General features: G+C 70.0%; 17 protein-coding genes. 7 read left to right on the top strand and 10 right to left on the bottom strand.

Going from position 1 to position 18,401, the window contains the following annotated elements; translation table 11 throughout:
• Positions 1-3 precede the first annotated feature (3 nt).
• A complete protein-coding gene (locus tag TN53_RS12635) occupies positions 4-450 on the top strand; it encodes a heat shock protein transcriptional repressor HspR (RefSeq protein ID WP_046247614.1) in 447 nt (148 codons plus the stop codon).
• A 59-nt stretch (positions 451-509) separates the two neighbouring features.
• Here the strand turns inward: TN53_RS12635 and TN53_RS12630 are convergent, their stop codons facing one another.
• Entirely contained in the window at positions 510-2,942 is a 2,433-nt protein-coding gene (locus tag TN53_RS12630; RefSeq protein WP_046247613.1) for a PA14 domain-containing protein, read from the bottom strand.
• An 88-nt stretch (positions 2,943-3,030) separates the two neighbouring features.
• The gene (locus tag TN53_RS12625) at positions 3,031-3,546 is read right to left on the bottom strand and encodes a hypothetical protein (protein WP_046247612.1); all 516 of its coding nucleotides are present in this window, start codon (positions 3,544-3,546) and stop codon (positions 3,031-3,033) included.
• Positions 3,547-3,963: 417 nt separating this feature from the next.
• Here TN53_RS12625 and TN53_RS12620 point away from each other — a divergent pair, with 417 nt between their 5' ends.
• Complete coding sequence (locus tag TN53_RS12620; protein ID WP_046247611.1) at positions 3,964-5,070, top strand: sugar ABC transporter substrate-binding protein; 1,107 nt, start codon at positions 3,964-3,966, stop codon at positions 5,068-5,070.
• A 9-nt stretch (positions 5,071-5,079) separates the two neighbouring features.
• Here the strand turns inward: TN53_RS12620 and TN53_RS12615 are convergent, their stop codons facing one another.
• The 4 genes from TN53_RS12615 to TN53_RS12600 form a co-directional block, all read right to left on the bottom strand.
• Positions 5,080-5,634 (bottom strand): DUF4352 domain-containing protein, encoded by a 555-nt coding sequence (locus tag TN53_RS12615; protein WP_052742242.1) that lies wholly within the window; start codon positions 5,632-5,634, stop codon positions 5,080-5,082.
• A gap of 127 nt (positions 5,635-5,761) precedes the next feature.
• On the bottom strand, positions 5,762-6,604 hold the full coding sequence (locus tag TN53_RS12610) for a transglutaminase family protein (RefSeq protein ID WP_046247610.1): 843 nt from the start codon (positions 6,602-6,604) through the stop codon (positions 5,762-5,764).
• A 1-nt stretch (position 6,605) separates the two neighbouring features.
• Positions 6,606-7,538 (bottom strand): alpha-E domain-containing protein, encoded by a 933-nt coding sequence (locus TN53_RS12605; RefSeq protein WP_046247609.1) that lies wholly within the window; start codon positions 7,536-7,538, stop codon positions 6,606-6,608.
• Entirely contained in the window at positions 7,535-9,082 is a 1,548-nt protein-coding gene (locus tag TN53_RS12600; protein ID WP_046247608.1) for a circularly permuted type 2 ATP-grasp protein, read from the bottom strand. The genes TN53_RS12605 and TN53_RS12600 overlap by 4 nt, the downstream gene beginning before the upstream one ends.
• 310 nt (positions 9,083-9,392) lie before the next feature.
• On the opposite strand from TN53_RS12600, the gene TN53_RS12595 reads away from it, so the two are divergent.
• Positions 9,393-10,430 (top strand): helix-turn-helix transcriptional regulator, encoded by a 1,038-nt coding sequence (locus tag TN53_RS12595; protein WP_095046178.1) that lies wholly within the window; start codon positions 9,393-9,395, stop codon positions 10,428-10,430.
• Here TN53_RS12595 and TN53_RS12590 read toward each other — a convergent pair.
• Together TN53_RS12590 and TN53_RS12585 are read right to left on the bottom strand one after the other, a co-directional pair.
• On the bottom strand, positions 10,393-11,376 hold the full coding sequence (locus tag TN53_RS12590) for a helix-turn-helix transcriptional regulator (RefSeq protein ID WP_046247606.1): 984 nt from the start codon (positions 11,374-11,376) through the stop codon (positions 10,393-10,395). The genes TN53_RS12595 and TN53_RS12590 overlap by 38 nt on opposite strands.
• Positions 11,373-12,326: a helix-turn-helix transcriptional regulator gene (locus TN53_RS12585; RefSeq protein WP_095046460.1), complete on the bottom strand. Its 954-nt coding sequence runs from the start codon at positions 12,324-12,326 to the stop codon at positions 11,373-11,375. Before TN53_RS12585 ends, TN53_RS12590 begins: the two co-directional genes overlap by 4 nt.
• Positions 12,327-12,507: 181 nt before the next feature.
• Between TN53_RS12585 and TN53_RS44970 the strand changes: the two genes are divergently transcribed.
• Positions 12,508-12,729: a hypothetical protein gene (locus tag TN53_RS44970; protein WP_095046165.1), complete on the top strand. Its 222-nt coding sequence runs from the start codon at positions 12,508-12,510 to the stop codon at positions 12,727-12,729.
• Positions 12,726-13,061 (top strand): hypothetical protein, encoded by a 336-nt coding sequence (locus TN53_RS12575; RefSeq protein ID WP_046247603.1) that lies wholly within the window; start codon positions 12,726-12,728, stop codon positions 13,059-13,061. Before TN53_RS44970 ends, TN53_RS12575 begins: the two co-directional genes overlap by 4 nt.
• Before the next feature lie 152 nt (positions 13,062-13,213).
• Here the strand turns inward: TN53_RS12575 and TN53_RS12570 are convergent, their stop codons facing one another.
• On the bottom strand, positions 13,214-13,651 hold the full coding sequence (locus TN53_RS12570; protein ID WP_095046164.1) for a pyridoxamine 5'-phosphate oxidase family protein: 438 nt from the start codon (positions 13,649-13,651) through the stop codon (positions 13,214-13,216).
• Between the two features lie 120 nt (positions 13,652-13,771).
• Here TN53_RS12570 and clpB point away from each other — a divergent pair, with 120 nt between their 5' ends.
• Positions 13,772-16,369, top strand: coding sequence for an ATP-dependent chaperone ClpB (gene clpB / locus TN53_RS12565; RefSeq protein ID WP_046247601.1), 2,598 nt, complete (start codon positions 13,772-13,774; stop codon positions 16,367-16,369).
• 250 nt (positions 16,370-16,619) lie between these two features.
• Positions 16,620-17,150 carry a YbjN domain-containing protein gene (locus TN53_RS12560; protein WP_046247600.1) on the top strand — a complete coding sequence of 177 codons (531 nt, stop codon included), beginning with the start codon at positions 16,620-16,622 and terminating at the stop codon, positions 17,148-17,150.
• A 36-nt stretch (positions 17,151-17,186) separates the two neighbouring features.
• Here TN53_RS12560 and TN53_RS12555 read toward each other — a convergent pair whose 3' ends face one another.
• A complete protein-coding gene (locus TN53_RS12555; protein ID WP_234308125.1) occupies positions 17,187-18,377 on the bottom strand; it encodes a mannosyltransferase family protein in 1,191 nt (396 codons plus the stop codon).
• Positions 18,378-18,401: the final 24 nt, after the last annotated feature.

The following is an 18,401-nucleotide window of genomic DNA, read 5'->3' as shown; positions in this document are numbered from 1 at the left end:
GAGATGGACGGCCGTCGACGCAACCCGTATGAACTGACCGAGGAGACCCCGGTCTACGTCATCTCGGTGGCGGCCCAGCTCTCGGGCCTGCACCCGCAGACCCTGCGCCAGTACGACCGGCTCGGCCTGGTCTCCCCGGACCGCACCGCCGGCCGGGGCCGGCGCTACTCGGCCCGCGACATCGAACTGCTCCGCGCGGTGCAGGCGTTGTCGCAGGACGAGGGCATCAACCTCGCCGGCATCAAGCGCATCATCGAGCTGGAGAACCAGGTCGCCGCGCTGCAGTCCCGCGTCGCCGAGATGGAGGCCGCCCTCGACGGCGCCGCCGCGGCGATGCGGCAGCGGGAGGCGGCGGTGCACGCGTCGTACCGCCGTGACCTGGTGCCGTATCAGGAAGTGCAGCAGACCAGCGCGTTGGTGGTGTGGCGGCCCAAGGGGCGGCAGGACTGAGGTAGGCATGTGCAAGGGGCCCGGAGGTTCGTCCTCCGGGCCCCTTCACATGTGCGGGCTCAGAGCCAGGAGTCCCAGATGCCGTACGCCATCTGTGTGGACGCGGCCTCCGCGCCGGCGGCGTCCAGGCGGACGACGCGGTAGTAGTACAGGCCCAGCGTGTCCTCGTGGACCGTCCTGTCCATGTGGAACACGGCGTCGTACATCGTGCCCTCGGTGAGGGTGACATAGGCGGCCGAGGCCGGGTCCCAGCGCTCCACGCGGTAGCTCGCGAACCGGTCGCAGTCGCCGAGGCCGGAGCTCTCGGAGCAGCCGACGTACAGCTCCGGGTACTGGTCCTCACGGATCTCGGTCCCCGTCCAACCCGGCGGCCGCGTGTCGGGCAGGGCGACGGAGAGCTCGGCGGGGTGGAAGGCCTCGGGGCCGGCGTACCAGTCGATCAGGGGGGAGCCGTCCGTGGCGGCCACCTTGTAGGTGTGCGCGGCGCCGTCGGGGACCGTCGGGCAGAGGATCTCGGTCGCGGCAAGGGAGTCGCCCGTCCAGCAGTTCTGGTCCCATACCGTCTCGCCGGTCTCCGGGTCCGCGACGCCCTGCCACACCTTGTAGCCCGTGACGTCGTCGTCGGCCGGTGGCGTCCAGGTCAGGCGCACACCGAGCGGGATCTGCTCGGCGGCCAGGTTCTGCACGGCGGCCGGGCGCACGGTGTCCGGCGTGGTCCCGGTGGCGGCGGGGCCGGGCTGCGACTCATGACCGTACGGGTCGATCGTCACGACCGTGTAGTCGTACGTCGTCTCGGAGGCACCGGAGACATCCCAGCAGACACCGTTGATCTGCCGGGCACCGGCGTAGCCGGGGGCGTCACCGGTGTTCCAGGTCCAGTACGTCTCCGGGTCGGTCAGCGGCAGGTCCTGCGAGTTGTTGGGCTTGCAGGCGCTCACCACGCTGCTCTCGCCGGTCGCCTGGTCGGTGCGGACGATCCGATAGGTGAGCAGCGGCTTGTCCTCGCCGAAGGTCCACGGGTCGGCGCCGCTCCACTCGATCATCACCCCCTCGTCGAACCTGTTCGCGGTGGTCCGGAACGGCGCGATCGCCCCGGGCCGGGCCGCCATCGTCAGCGTGACCTCCACCGGGGCGGCCGCATTGCCCTTCGCGTCCACCGAGCGCACCGCGTACCGGTAGCTGTCGGCGACCGCGAGCAGCTGGCGCGGCACGGTGTCGGTCCCCGTGGTGGTGGTCGGGGTGTTGCCCGTGGCGCCGGGCAGCGCGTCGAACCAGCCGCCGGTCGCCGCGTCGTACTGCAGGACCTGGTACGAGGCGGCCCCGTCGACGGCCGACCACAGCAGGTGCGGAACGCCCGACCGGTACTCGACGCGCGCGTCGGCGGCGGTCGCCGGCGGCGTCAGGTCCGCGGTGGTGAAGGTGGCGGCGGGCGAGTACGCGGACCAGTTCCCGACGGCGTCCCGGGCCCGGCCCCGGTAGGTGACCTTGCTGCCGTCGGCGGCGTAACCGGTGTCGCAGATCGCGCCCTTGGTGCCGGTGTACACGGTGGCCCAGGTGTGGGTGGCGGAGTCGAGCCGCTGCATCTCGTACAGGGCGATGTCGGCCTTGTTCTCCGCGGTCGTGATGAGCTCCGGGGCCGCGTAGGGCTGGTCCACCGGGCACGCGTCCATCTCGACGAACGGCGCGGCGGGCGGGGTGGTGTCCACGCTGGTGACCGCCTGGTCGGCGGTGCCGGTCGAGACGTTGCCCGCCTTGTCGTAGGCGCGGACCTCGTAGTGGTAGGTCGCACCGGTGGGCGGAGGGGTGTCCGTGTACGAGGTGGAGGTGGTCGTGGCGAGCGCCTTGCTGCCGAAGGAGGCGCCCTTGAGCCGCCGGTAGACCTTGTACCCGGCGAGGTCCATCTCCTTGTTCTTCGCCCAGGTCAGCTTGGCCTTGCCGGTGGTCTTGTCGTACGAGACGGAAGTCCCGGTCGGGGCAAGCGGTGTGACCTTGTCGACGGTGGCGGAGGTGCGGGGTGTGTAGCCGAACTTGACCTTGGCGGAGCCGGTCCAGTTGACGTAGTCGACGCGGAGGGTGTGCTTGCCGGAGGGGATGGTCACGTTGACGGTCTTGCTCACCGTGGTCGAGACGTTCTTCCAGAGGTCGATCCTGCGGACGCCGTCGACGTAGACCCGTATGCCGTCGAGTCCGGAGGCGGCGAGGGCGAAGGGGCCGCCGGAGCCGAAGTCGCGGGTCACGGTCCAGCGGACGCCGAAGTTGTTGCTCGGCAGCCCGGATGCGGGGGCCCCGCTCCAGCTCTGGTCGACGGCGCTGTCGCAGTCGGTCTTCTTCGGGGTGCCGGAGAAGCTCGTGTTCGCGAAGAACTGCCGCTTGAAGACCGGGGAGGTGCAGGTGGTCGCGGCGGAGGCGGGCGTGAGCGTGAGCAGGGTGCCCGCGGTGGCGAGTACGACGGCGGTCGCGGTGGCCGCGGTCGTACGTCTGGCTGGGTTCATGCGGTCCTTCGGTCCTGTCCGACGACGGGAGAGATCACCGTCGTCGAATCAGGACCGGCAAGGGCACCGATTGGTTGTACGGCGTTTCTCAGGGAAACGCGTCGAAGACCAGGTCGGCGGCCGACGACCACATCGGCTCCGCGCCCGTGCCGAACGCGGCGGCCAGCGCGTAGCCGACGGCCGCGTCCAGGGCCGCCGGCTTGGCGTCCGACCGCCAGTCGGCGGCCTTCACCTCGCCGTCGCCCTTCGAGTGGAAGCCGCCGAGCCGCCGCCCGTCGCGCAGGAGGCGGCTGTCGAGCATGGAGTCGGGCACCAGCCGCCAGTGCCGGCCCGCATGCCGGACGTCGACCCGGTACGAACGCCTGATCAGCCTTCCCCGGCCGGGGGCCAGCGCGGCCGCCTCGCCGCCGACGGTGAGGATGAGCAGACCGGCGTCCCGGGTACCGATCGGGATGTCCCCGTCGGCCTTGGTGCCGGTCGCCCGGCTCAGCACGACCCGCGGTATCGCCTCACCCTCGACGACGACTTCACCCCGCCAGGTGTTCAGGCGGACGGTGAGCGGGCCGAAGAGGGTGTCCGTGACGGAGCTTTCGCTGATGGTCATACCGTCCCCGTGGAGTCGTCATGAGTTCGGTGCTCTGACTGTCCAGTCGCTCGCCGGCAGGGCTTCGGTTCCCTCCCCGACGGGCTCGGTGACCGTGACGTAGGAGAAGTCCTCGCCGCTGGCAAGGCGGGCCGTCGTACGTCTGGCTGGGTTCATTCGATCCTCCGATCGGGACTGGGACAGCGGAGAGAGTCCGCTGTGATCACGACTCGTGAGGATCGGCGTCGGTTGTACAGGTTTCACTGCGCGATGTACGGCCTCAGGAGGCGCGTATCTACACGGAAGCTACACGCGTTAACGTTGCTATCTCATTTGACGGTTGCTTCTTGACTGATACGTGAAGGCCGCGTTGGCTTCCTTCACCTGGGTGCGCAATATGCGCCCGAGTCCGGAAGGCACCAGATAGTGAGCTCCCCAATGCGTCGTACCGCCATATGCGTGGCCGTGTCATCGATGGCCCTCTCGCTCTCCGCCTGCGGGGCGCTGGGAGTCTCCGGGGGAAGTGCCGACGCGAGTCCCACCAAGGGCGACGACGTCACGGTGGGCGTGCTGATGCCGGAGCGGACCAACTCGCGGTACGAGGAGTTCGACTACCCGATCATCCAGAAGAAAGTCGCCGAGCTCACCGACAAGAAGGGCAGCACGGTCTACGCCAACGGCGAGGCCGACGCGGACAAGCAGGCGTCCCAGATGCAGAAGATGATCGACGACCAGGTCGACGTCATCCTGCTGGACGCCGTGGACTCCAAGAAGATCGCGTCGACGGTGAAGAAGGCGAAGGACGCGGGCATCCCCGTCATCGCCTACGACCGTCTCGCCGAGGGCCCCATCGACGCGTACGTCTCCTTCGACAACGAACTTGTCGGCGAGGTGCAGGGCCGCACCCTCGTCGAGTCGCTGGGCTCGGACATCGACACCTCCGACAAGATCGTGATGATCAACGGTTCGCCCTCCGACCCGAACGCGGGCCAGTTCAAGGCGGGCGCGGTTTCCGAGATCAACGGCAAGGTGACGATCGCCAAGAAGTACGACGTCGACGGCTGGAAGCCGGAGATCGCCAAGAAGGACATGACCGAGGCGATCAAGGCGATCGGCAAGGACAACATCGCCGCCGTCTACTCCGCCAACGACGCCATGGCCGGCACCGCCATCGAGGCCATGGAGGAGGCGGGCATCACCGACCTGCCGCCGATCACCGGCCAGGACGCGGAACTGAGCGCCGTGCAGCGGATCGTCGCCGGCACGCAGTACATGAGCGTGTACAAGTCCTACCCGCTGGAGGCCGAGGCCGCCGCGGAGATGGCCGTGGCCAAGGTCCAGGGCAAGGACATCCTGTTCGACTCCCTCACCCAGGACTCCGTGGACAGCCCCACCGACAAGGGCATCCCGGCGCAGCTGGTGACGGTGTCCGCGCTGACGCGGGCGAACATCAAGAGCACGGTCGTCGCCGACGGCATCTACACGGTGGACCAGATCTGCACCGCCAAGTACGCGGCGGACTGCGCGGCGATCAAGCTCAAGTAGGTCAGCCGCTCAATTGGCGGCCAGCGGCTTCATCGGCACCAGCACCCCGTTCGGCGCCCGTCCGATCGGCTTGGTGCTGGTGAAGCTGGACGGGTCGTTGTCCCCCGAGACGCGCAGGCCGGTGGCCTTCGCGTTCTTGGGGACGTCGTACCAGAGCTCGACCTCCATGAGGGTGTGGCCGCCGAGCTTCACCGTGTCCGACTGACGCCGTACCGCCATCGCGAAGGAGTCGGGCCGGGCCCGGTCGCCGGTGACGCCCGCGAGGTGCTGCCGGGCCGACTCGTAGACGTGGTAGTTCGGGTCCCTGTTCTCCACCCGCAGCCGGGCGGCACAGAACTGCCCCTGCGGCGGCGCGTCGGCGTGCGACCCGGTCACCCCGGTGATGCCGCAGCGCAACGACAGGACGGTGAAGGTGAGATGGCCGTCCTTGTACGCCCGTGAGGGGCTCTGGGAGGGGGACACAGAGGACGGCGGCGACCCGCCGGAGTCCCCGCCCCCGCAGCCCGTGAGGAGCAGCAGGGCGAGCACGGGGGCCGTACGACGGAGCAGGCGTGCGGTCGGCATAGGGGCGATTGTGCGCCCCGGGTGGGCAGAAGTGAACGTTGCGGACCCTTCGAGCGGCGACGACGGCACCGAGCCGGGGCGCGGGGCCGGGATCCACCGCCCGGCCCTGCCCCCGTCCACGCCCCGTTCACGCCACCCGCGTGAACTCCACCGTCACCTCCGGCGGCCCGCCCGGCACGCCCCGGTAGATGCCCTTGTGGGGCGTCACGTCGTCGTAGTCCCGGCCGCGCCCCACGACCACGTGCGTCTCGTCGGCCCGCGTCCGGTTGGTGGGGTCGTAGCCGCACCAGTCGCCCGCCCAGTACTCGATCCAGGCGTGGCTCTCCCCGGCGACCGGCCGGTGGAGCTCCGCGTCCCGTTCGGGGTGGAGGTAGCCGGAGACGTACCGGGACGGCAGCCCCACGCCCCGCAGCAGGGCGACGGTGAGGTGGGTGATGTCCTGGCAGACGCCCGCGCCCTGCTCCCAGGCCTCGGCGGCGGAGGTGTTCACGCTGGTGGCGCCGGGGAGGTAGGAGACCCGGTCGGCGACCAGGGCGGAGACGGCGACGGCGGCCTCGTGCGGGTCGAGGCCCACCGCGGCCTTCCGCGCCTTCTTCAGCAGCTTGGGCGGGACCGTCGTACGGACCGTGGGGCCGGCGAACTCCAACAGGCGCGAGCTCCTGGCCCGTTCGGCCACCTCCGGCCAGCCGGGAGCGGGCGGCAGCGGTTCCGGCGGGGACGTCTCGACCAGGCTGGAGGCCGTGATGGTGAGATCCGCGTGGGGGTCCATCAGGTCGAAGCCGGTGACCTGGGTGCCCCAGTAGTCCCAGTACGACCAGGTCGAGGCGGCCGGGGTGACGGTGACCCGGGAGTCCAGCGTGGTCTGCCCCGGCAGCGTCAGCGGCGTCATCCGGACCTCGTTGTGCGAGGAGACGGCGGCCTGGGCGTACGCGACGCGGGTGATGTGCTTGATGCGGAGACGACGGGTCATGTCAGGCTCCTTCCTGGGCCCACACCACGGGCCCCTGGTACGGGAAGAACCGCTCCGCGACCCCCTCCGCCGAGGTCATGCAGGCCTGCTGCAAGTCCTGGAGCAAGACGGGGAGTTGATCCTGGAGGGCGTGCGAGTCGAGGTATTCCAGGCGGGTGCGCAGCCGGCCGATCGGGCGGCGCGCCGGGTCCTGGCGGGGGCGGCCGAGGGCGCTGAGGCACTCCTCCGCGGTGGTCAGCGCGTGCAGTGCGGAGCGCGGGAAGCCCCGGTCCAGGAGCAGGAACTCGGCCACCCGCGCGCTGTCGCCGAAGCCGCTGTGCACGCGCGCGTACGCCTCGTCGGCACCGGACGCGCTCAGCAGCGTCGTCCAGTCGGGCGCGTGCGCGGCGTCCAGCACCCGCACGGACAGCAGCCGTACGGTCATGTCCACCCGCTCCAGGCTGCGCCCCAGCACCACGAACCGCCAGCTGTCGTCCCGGCTCATCGTGGAGTCGGCGAGCCCGAAGAACAGCGCGGCACGCGCGCGTACCAGTTCCAGATAGCCGTACGGGCCCGTACGGCGGGCCGCGCGCCGCTGGTCGGCGAGCGCGTGCCAGGTGGAGTTGAGGCACTCCCACATCTCGGAGGAGACGGCCTCACGGGCGCTGCGGGCGTTCAGCCGCGCCGCGCCCAGCGCGCCCTCGATCGAGCAGGTCGAACGGGCGTCGAAGGCGAGCTGGTCGAGGACCTGCTGCATGTCGACGCGCTCGTCGCCCGCGTCGACGCCGAGGATCGCGTACAGCGACCGGCAGGCCGCGTCCTCGTCGCGCCAGGGGTCCTCCAGCATGCGGTGCAGATACGCGTCGAGGATGCGCCCGGTGGCGTCCGCCCGCTCGACATACCGCCCGGTCCAGGTCAGCGCCTCGGCTATCCGGGAGAGGATCACGTCGCTCATTGCTGCTGCGCTCCTTCCTGTACGACGGTGGGGGTGCCGTCGGGACCCAGCTGACGGGGTGCGACGCCCGGAGGGGCCGTCCCGGCGCTCGGCTCCTCGGGATGCTCGGCGGGCCCCTCGGCGAGCACCCAGGTGTCCTTGGAGCCGCCGCCCTGGCTGGAGTTGACGATCAGATTGCCCTCCTGGAGGGCGACCCGGGTGAGGCCGCCGGGCAGCACCCAGATGTCGTCGCCGTCGTTGACGGCGAAGGGCCTGAGGTCGATGTGGCGGGGTGCCATGCGCTCACCGGCGAGGGTGGGGGAGGTGGACAGGGCGACGGGCCGCTGCGCGATGTAGCCGCGCGGGTCGGCGATGACGGCCTTCCTGGTCCTCTCCAGGGTCGCCTTGTCCGCCTTGGGCCCGATGACGATGCCCTGGCCGCCGGCGCCGTCGACGGGCTTGATGACGAGCTGGTCGATCTGGTCGAGGACGGCGTCCAGCTGCCCCGGCTCGTCGGGCCGGAAGGACTCCACGTTGGGGAGGACCGGCTCCTCCGCGAGGTAGTACCGGATCAGGTCCGGTACGTACGTGTAGAGCAGCTTGTCGTCCGCGATGCCGTTGCCGACGGCGTTGGCGAGGGTGACGTTGCCCGCCATGGCCGCGTTCATGATCCCCGGGCAGCCGATCACCGAGTCGGGCCGGAAGTGCAGCGGATCGAGGAAGTCGTCGTCGAGGCGCCGGTATACGACGTGGACGGGCATCTCGCCGCGGGTGGTCCGCATCCACACCCGGTTGTTCCGGCACACCAGGTCGTGCCCCTCGACGAGCTGCACGCCCATCAGCCGGGCCAGCAGGGCGTGTTCGAAGTAGGCCGCGTTGCTGGGCCCGGGGGTGAGCACGACGACCCGGGGATCCGCCGTACCGCCGGGAGCGGCGGCACGCAGGGCGGCCAGCAGCTTCTGCCCGTACCCGTCGACGGGCAGGACGTGCTGCTCGGCGAAGAGGGAGGGGAAGACCCGGGTCATGGCTCTGCGGTTCTCGATGACGTACGAAACCCCGCTGGGCACCCGCACGTTGTCCTCGAGCACCCGGAAGTCCCCGGCCTCGTCCCGTACGAGATCGATCCCCGCCACGTGGATCCGTACCCCGCCGGGTGGCTCGACCCCGTGGGCCGCCCGGTGGAAGTGGGGTGAGTTGAGCAGCAGCCGCCAGGGCACGACGCCGTCCTCGAAGGCCCGGCAGTGCCCGTAGGCGTCGGCGAGATAGGCCTCCAGGGCCCGCACCCGCTGGCTCACCCCGCGTTGTACGAGATCCCATTCGAGGCCGTCGAGGATCCTGGGCACGAGGTCCAGCGGCCAGGGCCGCTCCTCGCCCGCGAAGGCGTACGTCACGCCCCTGTCGGTGAACGCCCGGGCCATCTGGTCGGCCCGGAAGCGCAGTTCGCTCGGCTCGATCGGCTGAAGGGCCGCCAGCACCGGCTCATAGGCGGTCCTGACCTCACCCGGCCGCACAAACATCTCGTCCCACGCGTCGGCCAACGCGTACGCGTCAAATATGTCCGCCATGAGGGGACGTTAGAGGCGATACGTAACGGGGTGATCACCCGCGGATTTCGGGCAGCGTGCGCGGAGAGCCGGATTCCCTTTGCGGAGGCCTTCTGTGGGTCGGGCCCACCAGCATCAGCTTGTTGCAACTCGACGGGCGGAGGCGCGGATAATCGGGGGCATACAGGTGGTTTCCCTCGGTCACAGGGGACGGAGCCGTGTTGCGGAGCAGGACCGGTCCGCGCATAGTTGCGGACCCGTAGGGGTGTGTCGGTGCCACGAGCGCGCGCACGCCGGGCACGAGAGGCTGGATACGGGGGTGGGCTGGGCGATGGCCGGGCACGGGACGGACGAGCACCCACACGGTGCTGACCGACTGTGCGAGGCCGGGGATCGCGTGTATTCCCGGGCCGTACGGCGCGGACGCGTGCCGCGCGAGGACGCCGAACCGGTGCCCTGCCTGCTGGAGCTGGCGCTGCTGCACCCGGACCCCGACGACATGGACTGGCTCGTGCCGACCTCCCCGCAGGAGGTCATGACACGGCTGCTGCGCGGGGTCCACGAGGAGGTGAGCGCGAGCCAGCGGCGGATGGGGTCGGCGGTGGCCGCCTTCGAGTGGTACGCCGGACTGGCGCCGCAGCAGCGCTCCTCGGCCGCGGAGGGCTCCTCGATCCGGGTCCTGGACGGCCTCTCCCGGATCCAGGCCGCGATGGACGCGGCGACGGAGGCGTGCACGACGGAGGTCCTGACCGTGCAGCCGGGCGGCATCCGCCCCGAACACGAGCTGACGGAGGGCCTGCACCGGGCGCTGGCGCTGCGGGGGCGGGGAGTGCGGATGCGGGACCTGTACACGCATGTGGCGCGGCACGGTCAGGGGTTGCTGAACTACATGGAGTTGATGGGCGGCGCGGTGGAGGCCAGGACCCTCGACGAGGTCATCGACCGCCTCATCCTCTTCGACCGTACGGTCGCCTTCATCCCGGCGAACCAGGACCGCACCCTCGCCCTGGAACTGCGCCACCCGGCCCTGGTCGGCTTTCTCGCGACGGTCTTCGAACGTCTGTGGCGCCTGGCGATCCCCCTCACGGCCCCGCTCCCCGACACGGGCATCGAGGGCATCTCCCACCGCGAGCAGTCCATCGCGGCGCTACTGGCGGAGGGCCACCAGGACGCGGTCATCGCGGAGCGCCTCGGAATAAGTGTGCGCACCTGTCGCGCCCACATCGCCCGTCTGTCGGAGACCCTCGGTGCGGCCAGCCGCGCCCAACTGGGCGTCCGCATCGCCCAGGTGGGCCTCGACGGCCCGGCCCGCGCCGCCGAGGTCGCCGGCCTCACGATTCCTGATCAAGGATCCCCGACCGTCCGATGAGATAGCCGAGCTGGGCCCGGCTCTCGCTGCCGAGGGTGGCGGCGAGTTTGGCGATGTGGACGCGGGCGGTGCGGACGTTCAGGCCCAGGCGGTCGGCTATGACGGCGTCGGTATGGCCGTCGATGAGGAGGGCGGCGATGGCTCGTTGGCGCGGGGTGACGCCGTTGAGGGTGGGCTGCTGGACGGCCTGGGGGTACATGGGGGTGGCCAGGCGCCAGAGGTGGTCGAAGAAGGCGGCGAAGTGGTCGACGAGGGTGGGGTGGCGGACGGCCAGGGCCACTTGACGGTCCTTGCTGGCGGGGAGGAAGGCGACCGCGCGGTCGACGACCAGGAGCCGTCCGGTGACCTCGTCCAGGGTGCGGGCCTCCGCATCGCCGCGCAGGAGTTCGTAGCGGGCCTGGACGGCCGGCGCGTGGCGCATGGTGTGCTGGTACAGGGTGCGGATACGGCCGCCGCGGTCGAGCAGGGCCTGGTCGCGGGCCTGGGCCTGGGCCTGGTGCTCGGGCGTGGCCCGGGTGTAGCTGTCGTGGGGCTGGATGGCGAGGAGCTCCCCGGACACCTCGGTCATCGCTTCGTCGATGGCCCGGTTGATCCGGGTGTTGCCGCTGAGGACGCTGATCGCGGGCGAGTGCGCCGTCGCGTCCTTGACCTCCATGGTCAGCAGGGGCTCGAAGACGGCTGTCAGCCGCTCCTCGCGCCGGCGTTCCTCGGCGATCCGCTCGGCTGCGGCGCGCAGCAGCCGGTGCAGGGCCGCGGCCGGGGCGACGGGCTCCAGCCGGCTCAGATCCTCGATGCTGGGATGCAGCAGCCCGAGGTCGACGAGACAGGGTGCCGCGGCGGCGTCGGCACTGCTCACCCGGCTCTCGCGCAGGGCGCGTTCATAGAGCTCGATTCCTGCGGTGCACAACTCGTCCACACTGTGTTCGATGTGCGGCGCCGGGCTCACTCCTCGGCTCCCTCCTGCTTGAGGATGCCTGACTCCGCGATGAGGTAGCCGAGTTGCGCCCGGCTGCCGCTGCCCAGCGCCGTGGCCAGCTTGGCGATATGGGCCCGGCAGGTGCGGACGTTCATGCCGAGGCGGCGGGCGATCGCCTCGTCGACATGGCCCTCGACGAGCAGTTTGGCGATGGAGTGCTGGATCTCCGTGATGCCGTCCGGAGCCGTCTCGTAGGGGGCGCCGGCACTCAGCGGCACCGCGCGTCCCCACATGAACTCGAAGACCTTGATCAGGTAGCGGACGAGTCCGGGGTGGCGCAGTTCGAGGGCGACCTCCCCGTCGTCGCGGGTGGGGATGAAGGCCACGGTCTCATCGCAGACGATCAGCCGCTCGACGAGTTCGTCGATGGTGCGGTACTCGACCTTGCCGTCGGTGAACTGGGCGACGTAGGCCAGTGTCTCGGGGCTGTAGCGCGCCGGGTGCTGGTAGAGGGTGCGGATACGGCAGCCGCGTTCGATCAGCGGGCGGTCGCGCTCCAACGCCTTGGTGAGGGTGTGTTCGAGGCGACGCCGGCTCGGCTGCACGGTGAGCATCTCGTTCTGGCACTGGGCGGTGGCCAGATCGAGAGCCGCGTTGATCCGGTCGAGGCCCTCCAGCACGGTGATCGAGTGCGTGGTCGCCGTGGACTGGGCGCTGAGGGTCATGAACGGCTCGAAAGCATCGGCAAGTTCGATGGAATGCCGTCTGCGCTGGGTGATCTCGTGCTCGATCGGGTTGAGCCGCTGGGCCAGAGCGATGGAAGGCGGCACGGGGCGCAGCCAGTTGGGGTCGTCAGGGTCCGGATGAAGTAGGGCAAACTCCATCAGACAGGGAGCAGGCTCGACATCCGCACGGGAGATGCGTCCCGTGCGGAGAGCATTCCCATAAAGACGCCGACCCTCCTCGCACAGCTCAGTCAGCGCATGAGGATGTGTCCGTTTAGTCTCATGTATTGGCAAATCTCCACCCCCCAGGGTCCTGAACGTGCAGGAACATGATGCATCGATTGTGTGGCCATGACGTGCCCGAATGGGCCATCGTCGTATCCAGCGGGGGAGAGGTGACCTTCAAATGAGGACGAAGCCGACTATGCATAAGAGAATGCTTCGCTCGGTGCTTGCCGCCGCCTTCTCCACCGTCGTGGCCGTCGGAGCACTGAGCGGTTTCGCGGGAACGAAGGCCGACAGCGCGCAGGACAGTAGCTGGCGTACGACAACGGTGGCGGCGGCGCCCAAGGACAGCAGCTGGGTGATTGTGGCCGGAGACACTCCGGCGGACAGTTCCTGGTCCACCGATGACAGCAGCTGGGCCATCGAGTCATGACCACTCCCCCCGACGACCGCTCCTTCCGTCGCGAAATGGCCACGGCCTACCGCTCCGGCTGGCACTTCATCGACCTGGTCACCGCGATCCCCCACGCCGGTGACTCGTTGATGGTGACCGTGTTCGGTGAGCCGGTGGTCGTCACGCGGGACGAGGACGAGGACCTGCGGGCGTACCGGTGTCTGCGGCGGCCTCGGGGGGCGCCGCAGCCAGTGCGGTGTGCCATTCGGTACGGAATGATCTTTGTGAATCTTGACCAACGAGACCATCGGCTGGTGGAACCGGAATCCCCCACCTCACGGGCCATCCCAGCCACCCCCCGCAGTGCCTGACGCGATTCCCCCGTCGTAACAGATCGCGCAGGTGCTTCCCCCCGCAGCGGCGTCACCGTGACCTGAACACGGTGACGCCGCTGCAGTTTCTGGAGACATTTCCGGGTATCCACCCAATCGATCACTGGCCGGAAAAGATCGCTCACACGTCCTCACCCGTGACCGAGCGCCCGCGTCACCTCGATCTCGATCACCACCCGCGCGGGATTCGGCCGCGGCACCCGCTCGTAGCGCTCGGCGTACCGCCGCACCGCCTCCGCGACCCGCTCCGGGTCCGTGCGGACGTACGCCCGCCCCTCCAGCGTCGCCCACCGCCGGCCCGCCGTCTGGCACACCGCCACCCGCGCCCCCTCCGGCCCGGCCGCCAGCACGTTCCGCGCCTTCTTGCTGGACCCGCTCGTGATCACCCGAGCAAGTCCGGCCTCCACGTCGTATGTCACTCCGACCGGCACGACATGCGGGCTGCCGTCCGGGCGCAGGGTCGTCAGCGTGCACAGGTGCCGCTCCCGCCAGAAGCTGAGATACGGCTCGTCGAGGGCCGGGAGGTTTTGGGAGGGCGGCGTCATGGGAGTCGGCACGGGTGTCGTCATAGCCCGGAAGTTAGTCCCTCCAGGGCTCCCGAGCGCCACCTTGAGTGGAATAGACTCAACTTTGTGTACGTTGACTGAGTCAGTCCAGGGAGAGCCGACATCGAGGAGGAGTACGGACACGTGGACGCCGAGCTGACCAACCGGAGCCGGGACGCGATCAACGCGGCCGAGAAGCGGGCCGCCACCGAGGGGCACCCGGATCTCACCCCCGCTCACCTGCTCCTTGCTCTGCTCCAGGGGCAGGATAACGAGAACATCGTCGATCTTCTCGCCGCCGTCGAGGCCGACCAGGCCGCCGTGCGGGTCGGCGCGGAGAAGATCATCGCCGGACTCCCCAGCGTGACCGGATCCACCGTCGCGCCCCCGCAGCCCAGCCGCGACCTGCTCGCCGTGGTCGCCGACGCCGGCGCCCGCGCCAAGGACCTCGGTGACGAGTACCTCTCCACCGAACACCTCCTCATGGGCATCGCCGCGAAGGGCGGCCAGGCCGCGGACGTACTCTCCTCGCAGGGCGCGAACGCCAGGAAGTTGCAGGAGGCGTTCCAGAAGGCCAGGGGAGGACGCCGGGTGACCACACCCGATCCGGAGGGTCAGTACAAGGCCCTGGAGAAGTTCGGCACCGATTTCACCGCCGCTGCCCGCGAGGGCAAGCTCGACCCCGTCATCGGGCGCGACCAGGAGATCCGGCGGGTCGTCCAGGTCCTGTCCCGGCGTACCAAGAACAACCCGGTCCTCATCGGTGAGCCCGGCGTCGGCAAGACCGCCGTCGTCGAGGGACTCGCCCAGCGGATCGTGAAGGGGGACGTGCCCGAGTCCCTCAAGAACAAGCGGCTCGTCGCCCTCGACCTGGGCGCCATGGTCGCCGGCGCCAAGTACCGCGGTGAGTTCGAGGAGCGGCTCAAGACCGTCCTCGCCGAGATCAAGGCCTCCGACGGACAGATCGTCACCTTCATCGACGAACTGCACACGGTCGTGGGCGCCGGGGCCGGCGGCGACTCCGCCATGGACGCCGGCAACATGCTCAAGCCCATGCTCGCCCGCGGTGAGCTGCGCATGGTCGGCGCGACGACGCTGGACGAGTACCGGGAACGGATCGAGAAGGACCCGGCGCTGGAGCGCCGCTTCCAGCAGGTGCTGGTCGCCGAGCCGACGGTCGAGGACACGATCGCGATCCTGCGCGGACTCAAGGGCCGCTACGAGGCCCACCACAAGGTCCAGATCGCCGACGCCGCCCTCGTCGCCGCCGCCACCCTCTCCGACCGGTACATCACCTCCCGCTTCCTCCCCGACAAGGCCATCGACCTCGTCGACGAGTCCGCCTCCCGCCTCCGTATGGAGATCGACTCCTCACCGCTGGAGATCGACGAACTCCAGCGCGCCGTCGACCGGTTGAAGATGGAGGAGCTCGCCCTGGAGAAGGAGACCGACCCGGCCTCCCGCGAGCGCCTGGAGCGGCTGCGCCGCGATCTCGCCGACAAGGAGGAGGAGCTGCGGGGTCTGACCGCCCGCTGGGAGAAGGAGAAGCAGTCCCTCAACCGCGTCGGTGAGCTGAAGGAACGCCTCGACGATCTGCGCGGCCAGGCCGAACGCGCCCAGCGCGACGGCGACTTCGACACCGCCAGCAAGCTGCTCTACGGCGAGATCCCCACCCTGGAACGGGACTTGGCGGAAGCCTCCCAGGCCGAGGAGGAGGTCTCCAAGGACACCATGGTCAAGGAGGAGGTCGGTCCGGACGACATCGCCGACGTCGTCGCCGCCTGGACCGGCATCCCCGCCGGCCGCCTCATGGAGGGCGAGACCCAGAAACTCCTGCGCATGGAGGAGGAGTTGGGGCGCCGGCTGATCGGCCAGGCAGAGGCCGTGCAGGCGGTCTCCGACGCGGTACGCCGCACCCGGGCCGGCATCGCCGACCCGGACCGCCCCACCGGCTCCTTCCTCTTCCTCGGCCCGACGGGCGTCGGCAAGACCGAACTCGCCAAGGCGCTCGCCGACTTCCTCTTCGACGACGAGCGGGCGATGATCCGCATCGACATGAGCGAGTACGGCGAGAAGCACAGCGTCGCCCGTCTCGTCGGCGCGCCTCCCGGCTATATCGGCTACGAGGAGGGCGGCCAGTTGACGGAAGCCGTCCGCAGGCGGCCGTACAGCGTGGTGCTCCTTGACGAGGTGGAGAAGGCGCACCCCGAGGTCTTCGACATCCTGCTCCAGGTGCTCGACGACGGGCGTCTGACGGACGGCCAGGGCCGCACCGTCGACTTCCGCAACACCATCCTGGTGCTGACGTCGAACCTCGGCAGCCAGTTCCTGGTCGACCCGATGACGAGTGAGTCGGAGAAGAAGGAACAGGTCCTTGAGGTGGTGCGGACCAGCTTCAAGCCGGAGTTCCTGAACCGCCTCGACGACCTGGTCGTCTTCTCGGCCCTGAACAAGGACGAGCTGGGCCGGATCGCCCGCCTCCAGATCGACCGGCTGGCCAAACGCCTCGCGGAACGCCGCCTCACCCTGGTGGTCACCGACGAGGCCCTGGCCTGGCTCGCCGACGAGGGCAACGACCCGGCGTACGGTGCCCGGCCCCTGCGCCGCCTCGTCCAGACCGCCATCGGCGACCGCCTCGCCAAGGAGATCCTCTCCGGCGAGGTCAAGGACGGCGACACGGTCCGGGTGGACGCCTTCGGGGACGGTCTGATCGTCGGACCGGCGACCGGCAAGACGTTGTAGCGATGGGTGCCGTGTTGAGAGTGAGTGTCGAGTCGACTCCCGAGGACGGCGCGCGTCAGTTCTTCCTGGAACTTCGACGAGGCGAGGGGCTGGATCCCGGATTCCGGCGCTCCGGTCGCTGAGCGGTCACGCAGGGCAGGCTCGTGGACGGAGGAGGTTGCCGGTCGTGGGTCAAGAGAGAGAGGGTGGGTGTATACGTCTGGTCTCCACCCTGGCCGGACGAGCCAGACGACCGCAGGAGTCTTCGAGTATGACCATCGATCCGTCCTCGATTCCGAACTTCGGGGGCCAGCAGCCCGAGCCGCAGCCCCAAGGACCGGCGGGTCCCGTCGTCCCGGATCAGGACCTCGTGAAGCAGCTCCTCGAACAGATGGAGCTGAAGTACGTCGTCGACGAAGAGGGTGACCTCGCAGCACCGTGGGAGCAGTTCCGTACGTACTTCATGTTCCGTGGCGAGGGTGACCAGCAGGTCTTCTCGGTGCGGACGTTCTACGACCGGCCCCACCAGATCGACGAGAAGCCGCAGCTGCTGGAGTCCATCGACGACTGGAACCGCCGCACCCTGTGGCCCAAGGTCTACACGCACACCCATGACGACGGCACCGTCCGTCTGATCGGCGAGGCGCAGATGCTGATCGGCACCGGCGTCAGCCTGGAGCACTTCGTCTCCTCGACGGTCAGCTGGGTGCGCGCCGCCATCGAGTTCGACAAGTGGCTTGTCGAGCAGCTCGGCCTCGAGCAGGAGGTCAATGACGCGGAGAAGCCCGAGGACGAGGAGTAGGTTCCTCAGCCTCCCTCAGCCACCCTCGGCACCTGACTACAGGGGCGTATCGGCGAGTACGACCAGATACGCGCCGTAGCCGAACGAGAGCCCGGCCAGGGCGCCGGCCATCACGGCCGCGTGCCAGGGCCGGGCTCTCGCCGTCCGCACCAGCGCTCGCGCGAGCGGCAGCAGGAGCGGGAAGGCGGGGAGCAGGAAACGGGGCTTCGACGCGAAGAAGCCCGAGCCGCCCAGCGTGATCAGCAGGAGTACGCCGCTGTAGACCAGCAGGGGCAGCGGGGCGCGGTCGGCCAGCAGCAGCGCGTACAGCACGACCGCCGCCGCGACGATCAGCAGCGCCATGGGGAAGACCAGCCGGTCGCCCTGGAGCAGCAGCCGGCGCACGAGGCGCAGGGAGCCCCGGCCGAAGTCGAAGCGTGAGCCCCACCGGCGCTGTACCTCGAAGTAGCCGCCGAGCAGGTCGCCCTTGCGGTGCCCGACCCACAGCACGTACGCGCACCAGCCGAGCGGGGCGAGCGCGGCGCCCGTCCACAGCCTGTGGGTAACTTTTCCGCGCCGCCTCCCGATCTCGCAGGCCGCGGTCACCAGCACCGCCGCCGCGACCGCGAACCCGTTCGGCCGAGCCAGCCCCGCCAGCGTGGCGAGCGTGCCCGCCCACAGCCAGCGGCCGGTGAGCACGGCGTACAGCGACCAGGCGGCGAACGCGGTCAGCAGGGGTTCGGTGTACGCCATCGACAGCACGACGGAGTGCGGCAGCAGGCCCCAGAGCAGTACGAGGGTGGCGGCGACGGCCCGGCCGTGGAGGTGTGCGCCGAGTGCGTAGAGGCCGGCGGCGGCGACGGCCGCGGCGGTCCAGGAGACCAGCAGGCCCGCCGCGCCGCCGCTCAGCGGGCTCAGCGCGGTCACCACCCGGACCAGCGCCGGGTACAGCGGGAAGAAGGCCAGGTCGCTGAAGACCAGGTCCGGGGGGACGTGCAGGGCGCGGCCGTAGCCGTGCTCGGCGATGCCCAGGTACCACCGGGAGTCCCAGGACCGCCCGAGCAGGATCAGCGGCCGGTTCCCGGTGGCCCAGGCGGTCGCCGCGAGCACGGCGACGCCGGTGAGCCGGGCGAGCGCGAACAGGCCGAGCGCCGTACCGAGCGTCGCCGCGAGAGGGGCGCGAGGGGCGGCCCGCCGGGCGGCAGTGTGTGTGACGGCGGGCGGTGCGAGGGTACTGGCGTGAGTCACACCCGAACATTGCAGGGGAAAACG

This window comes from Streptomyces sp. WM6386 (assembly GCF_000972385.1).
In the GTDB taxonomy this organism is placed as follows: Bacteria; Actinomycetota; Actinomycetes; order Streptomycetales; family Streptomycetaceae; genus Streptomyces.
Note: the sequence above shows the minus strand (reverse complement) of the source record. Positions and strands in the feature narration are given on the sequence as shown.

Coding starts and splice junctions, on each gene's coding strand:
- TN53_RS12635 (WP_046247614.1), top strand. CDS start 4: ATGGACGGCCGTCGACGCAACCCGTATGAACTGACCGAGGAGACCCCG.
- TN53_RS12630 (WP_046247613.1), bottom strand. CDS start 2,942: ATGAACCCAGCCAGACGTACGACCGCGGCCACCGCGACCGCCGTCGTA.
- TN53_RS12625 (WP_046247612.1), bottom strand. CDS start 3,546: ATGACCATCAGCGAAAGCTCCGTCACGGACACCCTCTTCGGCCCGCTC.
- TN53_RS12620 (WP_046247611.1), top strand. CDS start 3,964: ATGCGTCGTACCGCCATATGCGTGGCCGTGTCATCGATGGCCCTCTCG.
- TN53_RS12615 (WP_052742242.1), bottom strand. CDS start 5,634: ATGCCGACCGCACGCCTGCTCCGTCGTACGGCCCCCGTGCTCGCCCTG.
- TN53_RS12610 (WP_046247610.1), bottom strand. CDS start 6,604: ATGACCCGTCGTCTCCGCATCAAGCACATCACCCGCGTCGCGTACGCC.
- TN53_RS12605 (WP_046247609.1), bottom strand. CDS start 7,538: ATGAGCGACGTGATCCTCTCCCGGATAGCCGAGGCGCTGACCTGGACC.
- TN53_RS12600 (WP_046247608.1), bottom strand. CDS start 9,082: ATGGCGGACATATTTGACGCGTACGCGTTGGCCGACGCGTGGGACGAG.
- TN53_RS12595 (WP_095046178.1), top strand. CDS start 9,393: ATGGCCGGGCACGGGACGGACGAGCACCCACACGGTGCTGACCGACTG.
- TN53_RS44970 (WP_095046165.1), top strand. CDS start 12,508: ATGCTTCGCTCGGTGCTTGCCGCCGCCTTCTCCACCGTCGTGGCCGTC.
- TN53_RS12575 (WP_046247603.1), top strand. CDS start 12,726: ATGACCACTCCCCCCGACGACCGCTCCTTCCGTCGCGAAATGGCCACG.
- TN53_RS12570 (WP_095046164.1), bottom strand. CDS start 13,651: ATGACGACACCCGTGCCGACTCCCATGACGCCGCCCTCCCAAAACCTC.
- TN53_RS12560 (WP_046247600.1), top strand. CDS start 16,620: ATGACCATCGATCCGTCCTCGATTCCGAACTTCGGGGGCCAGCAGCCC.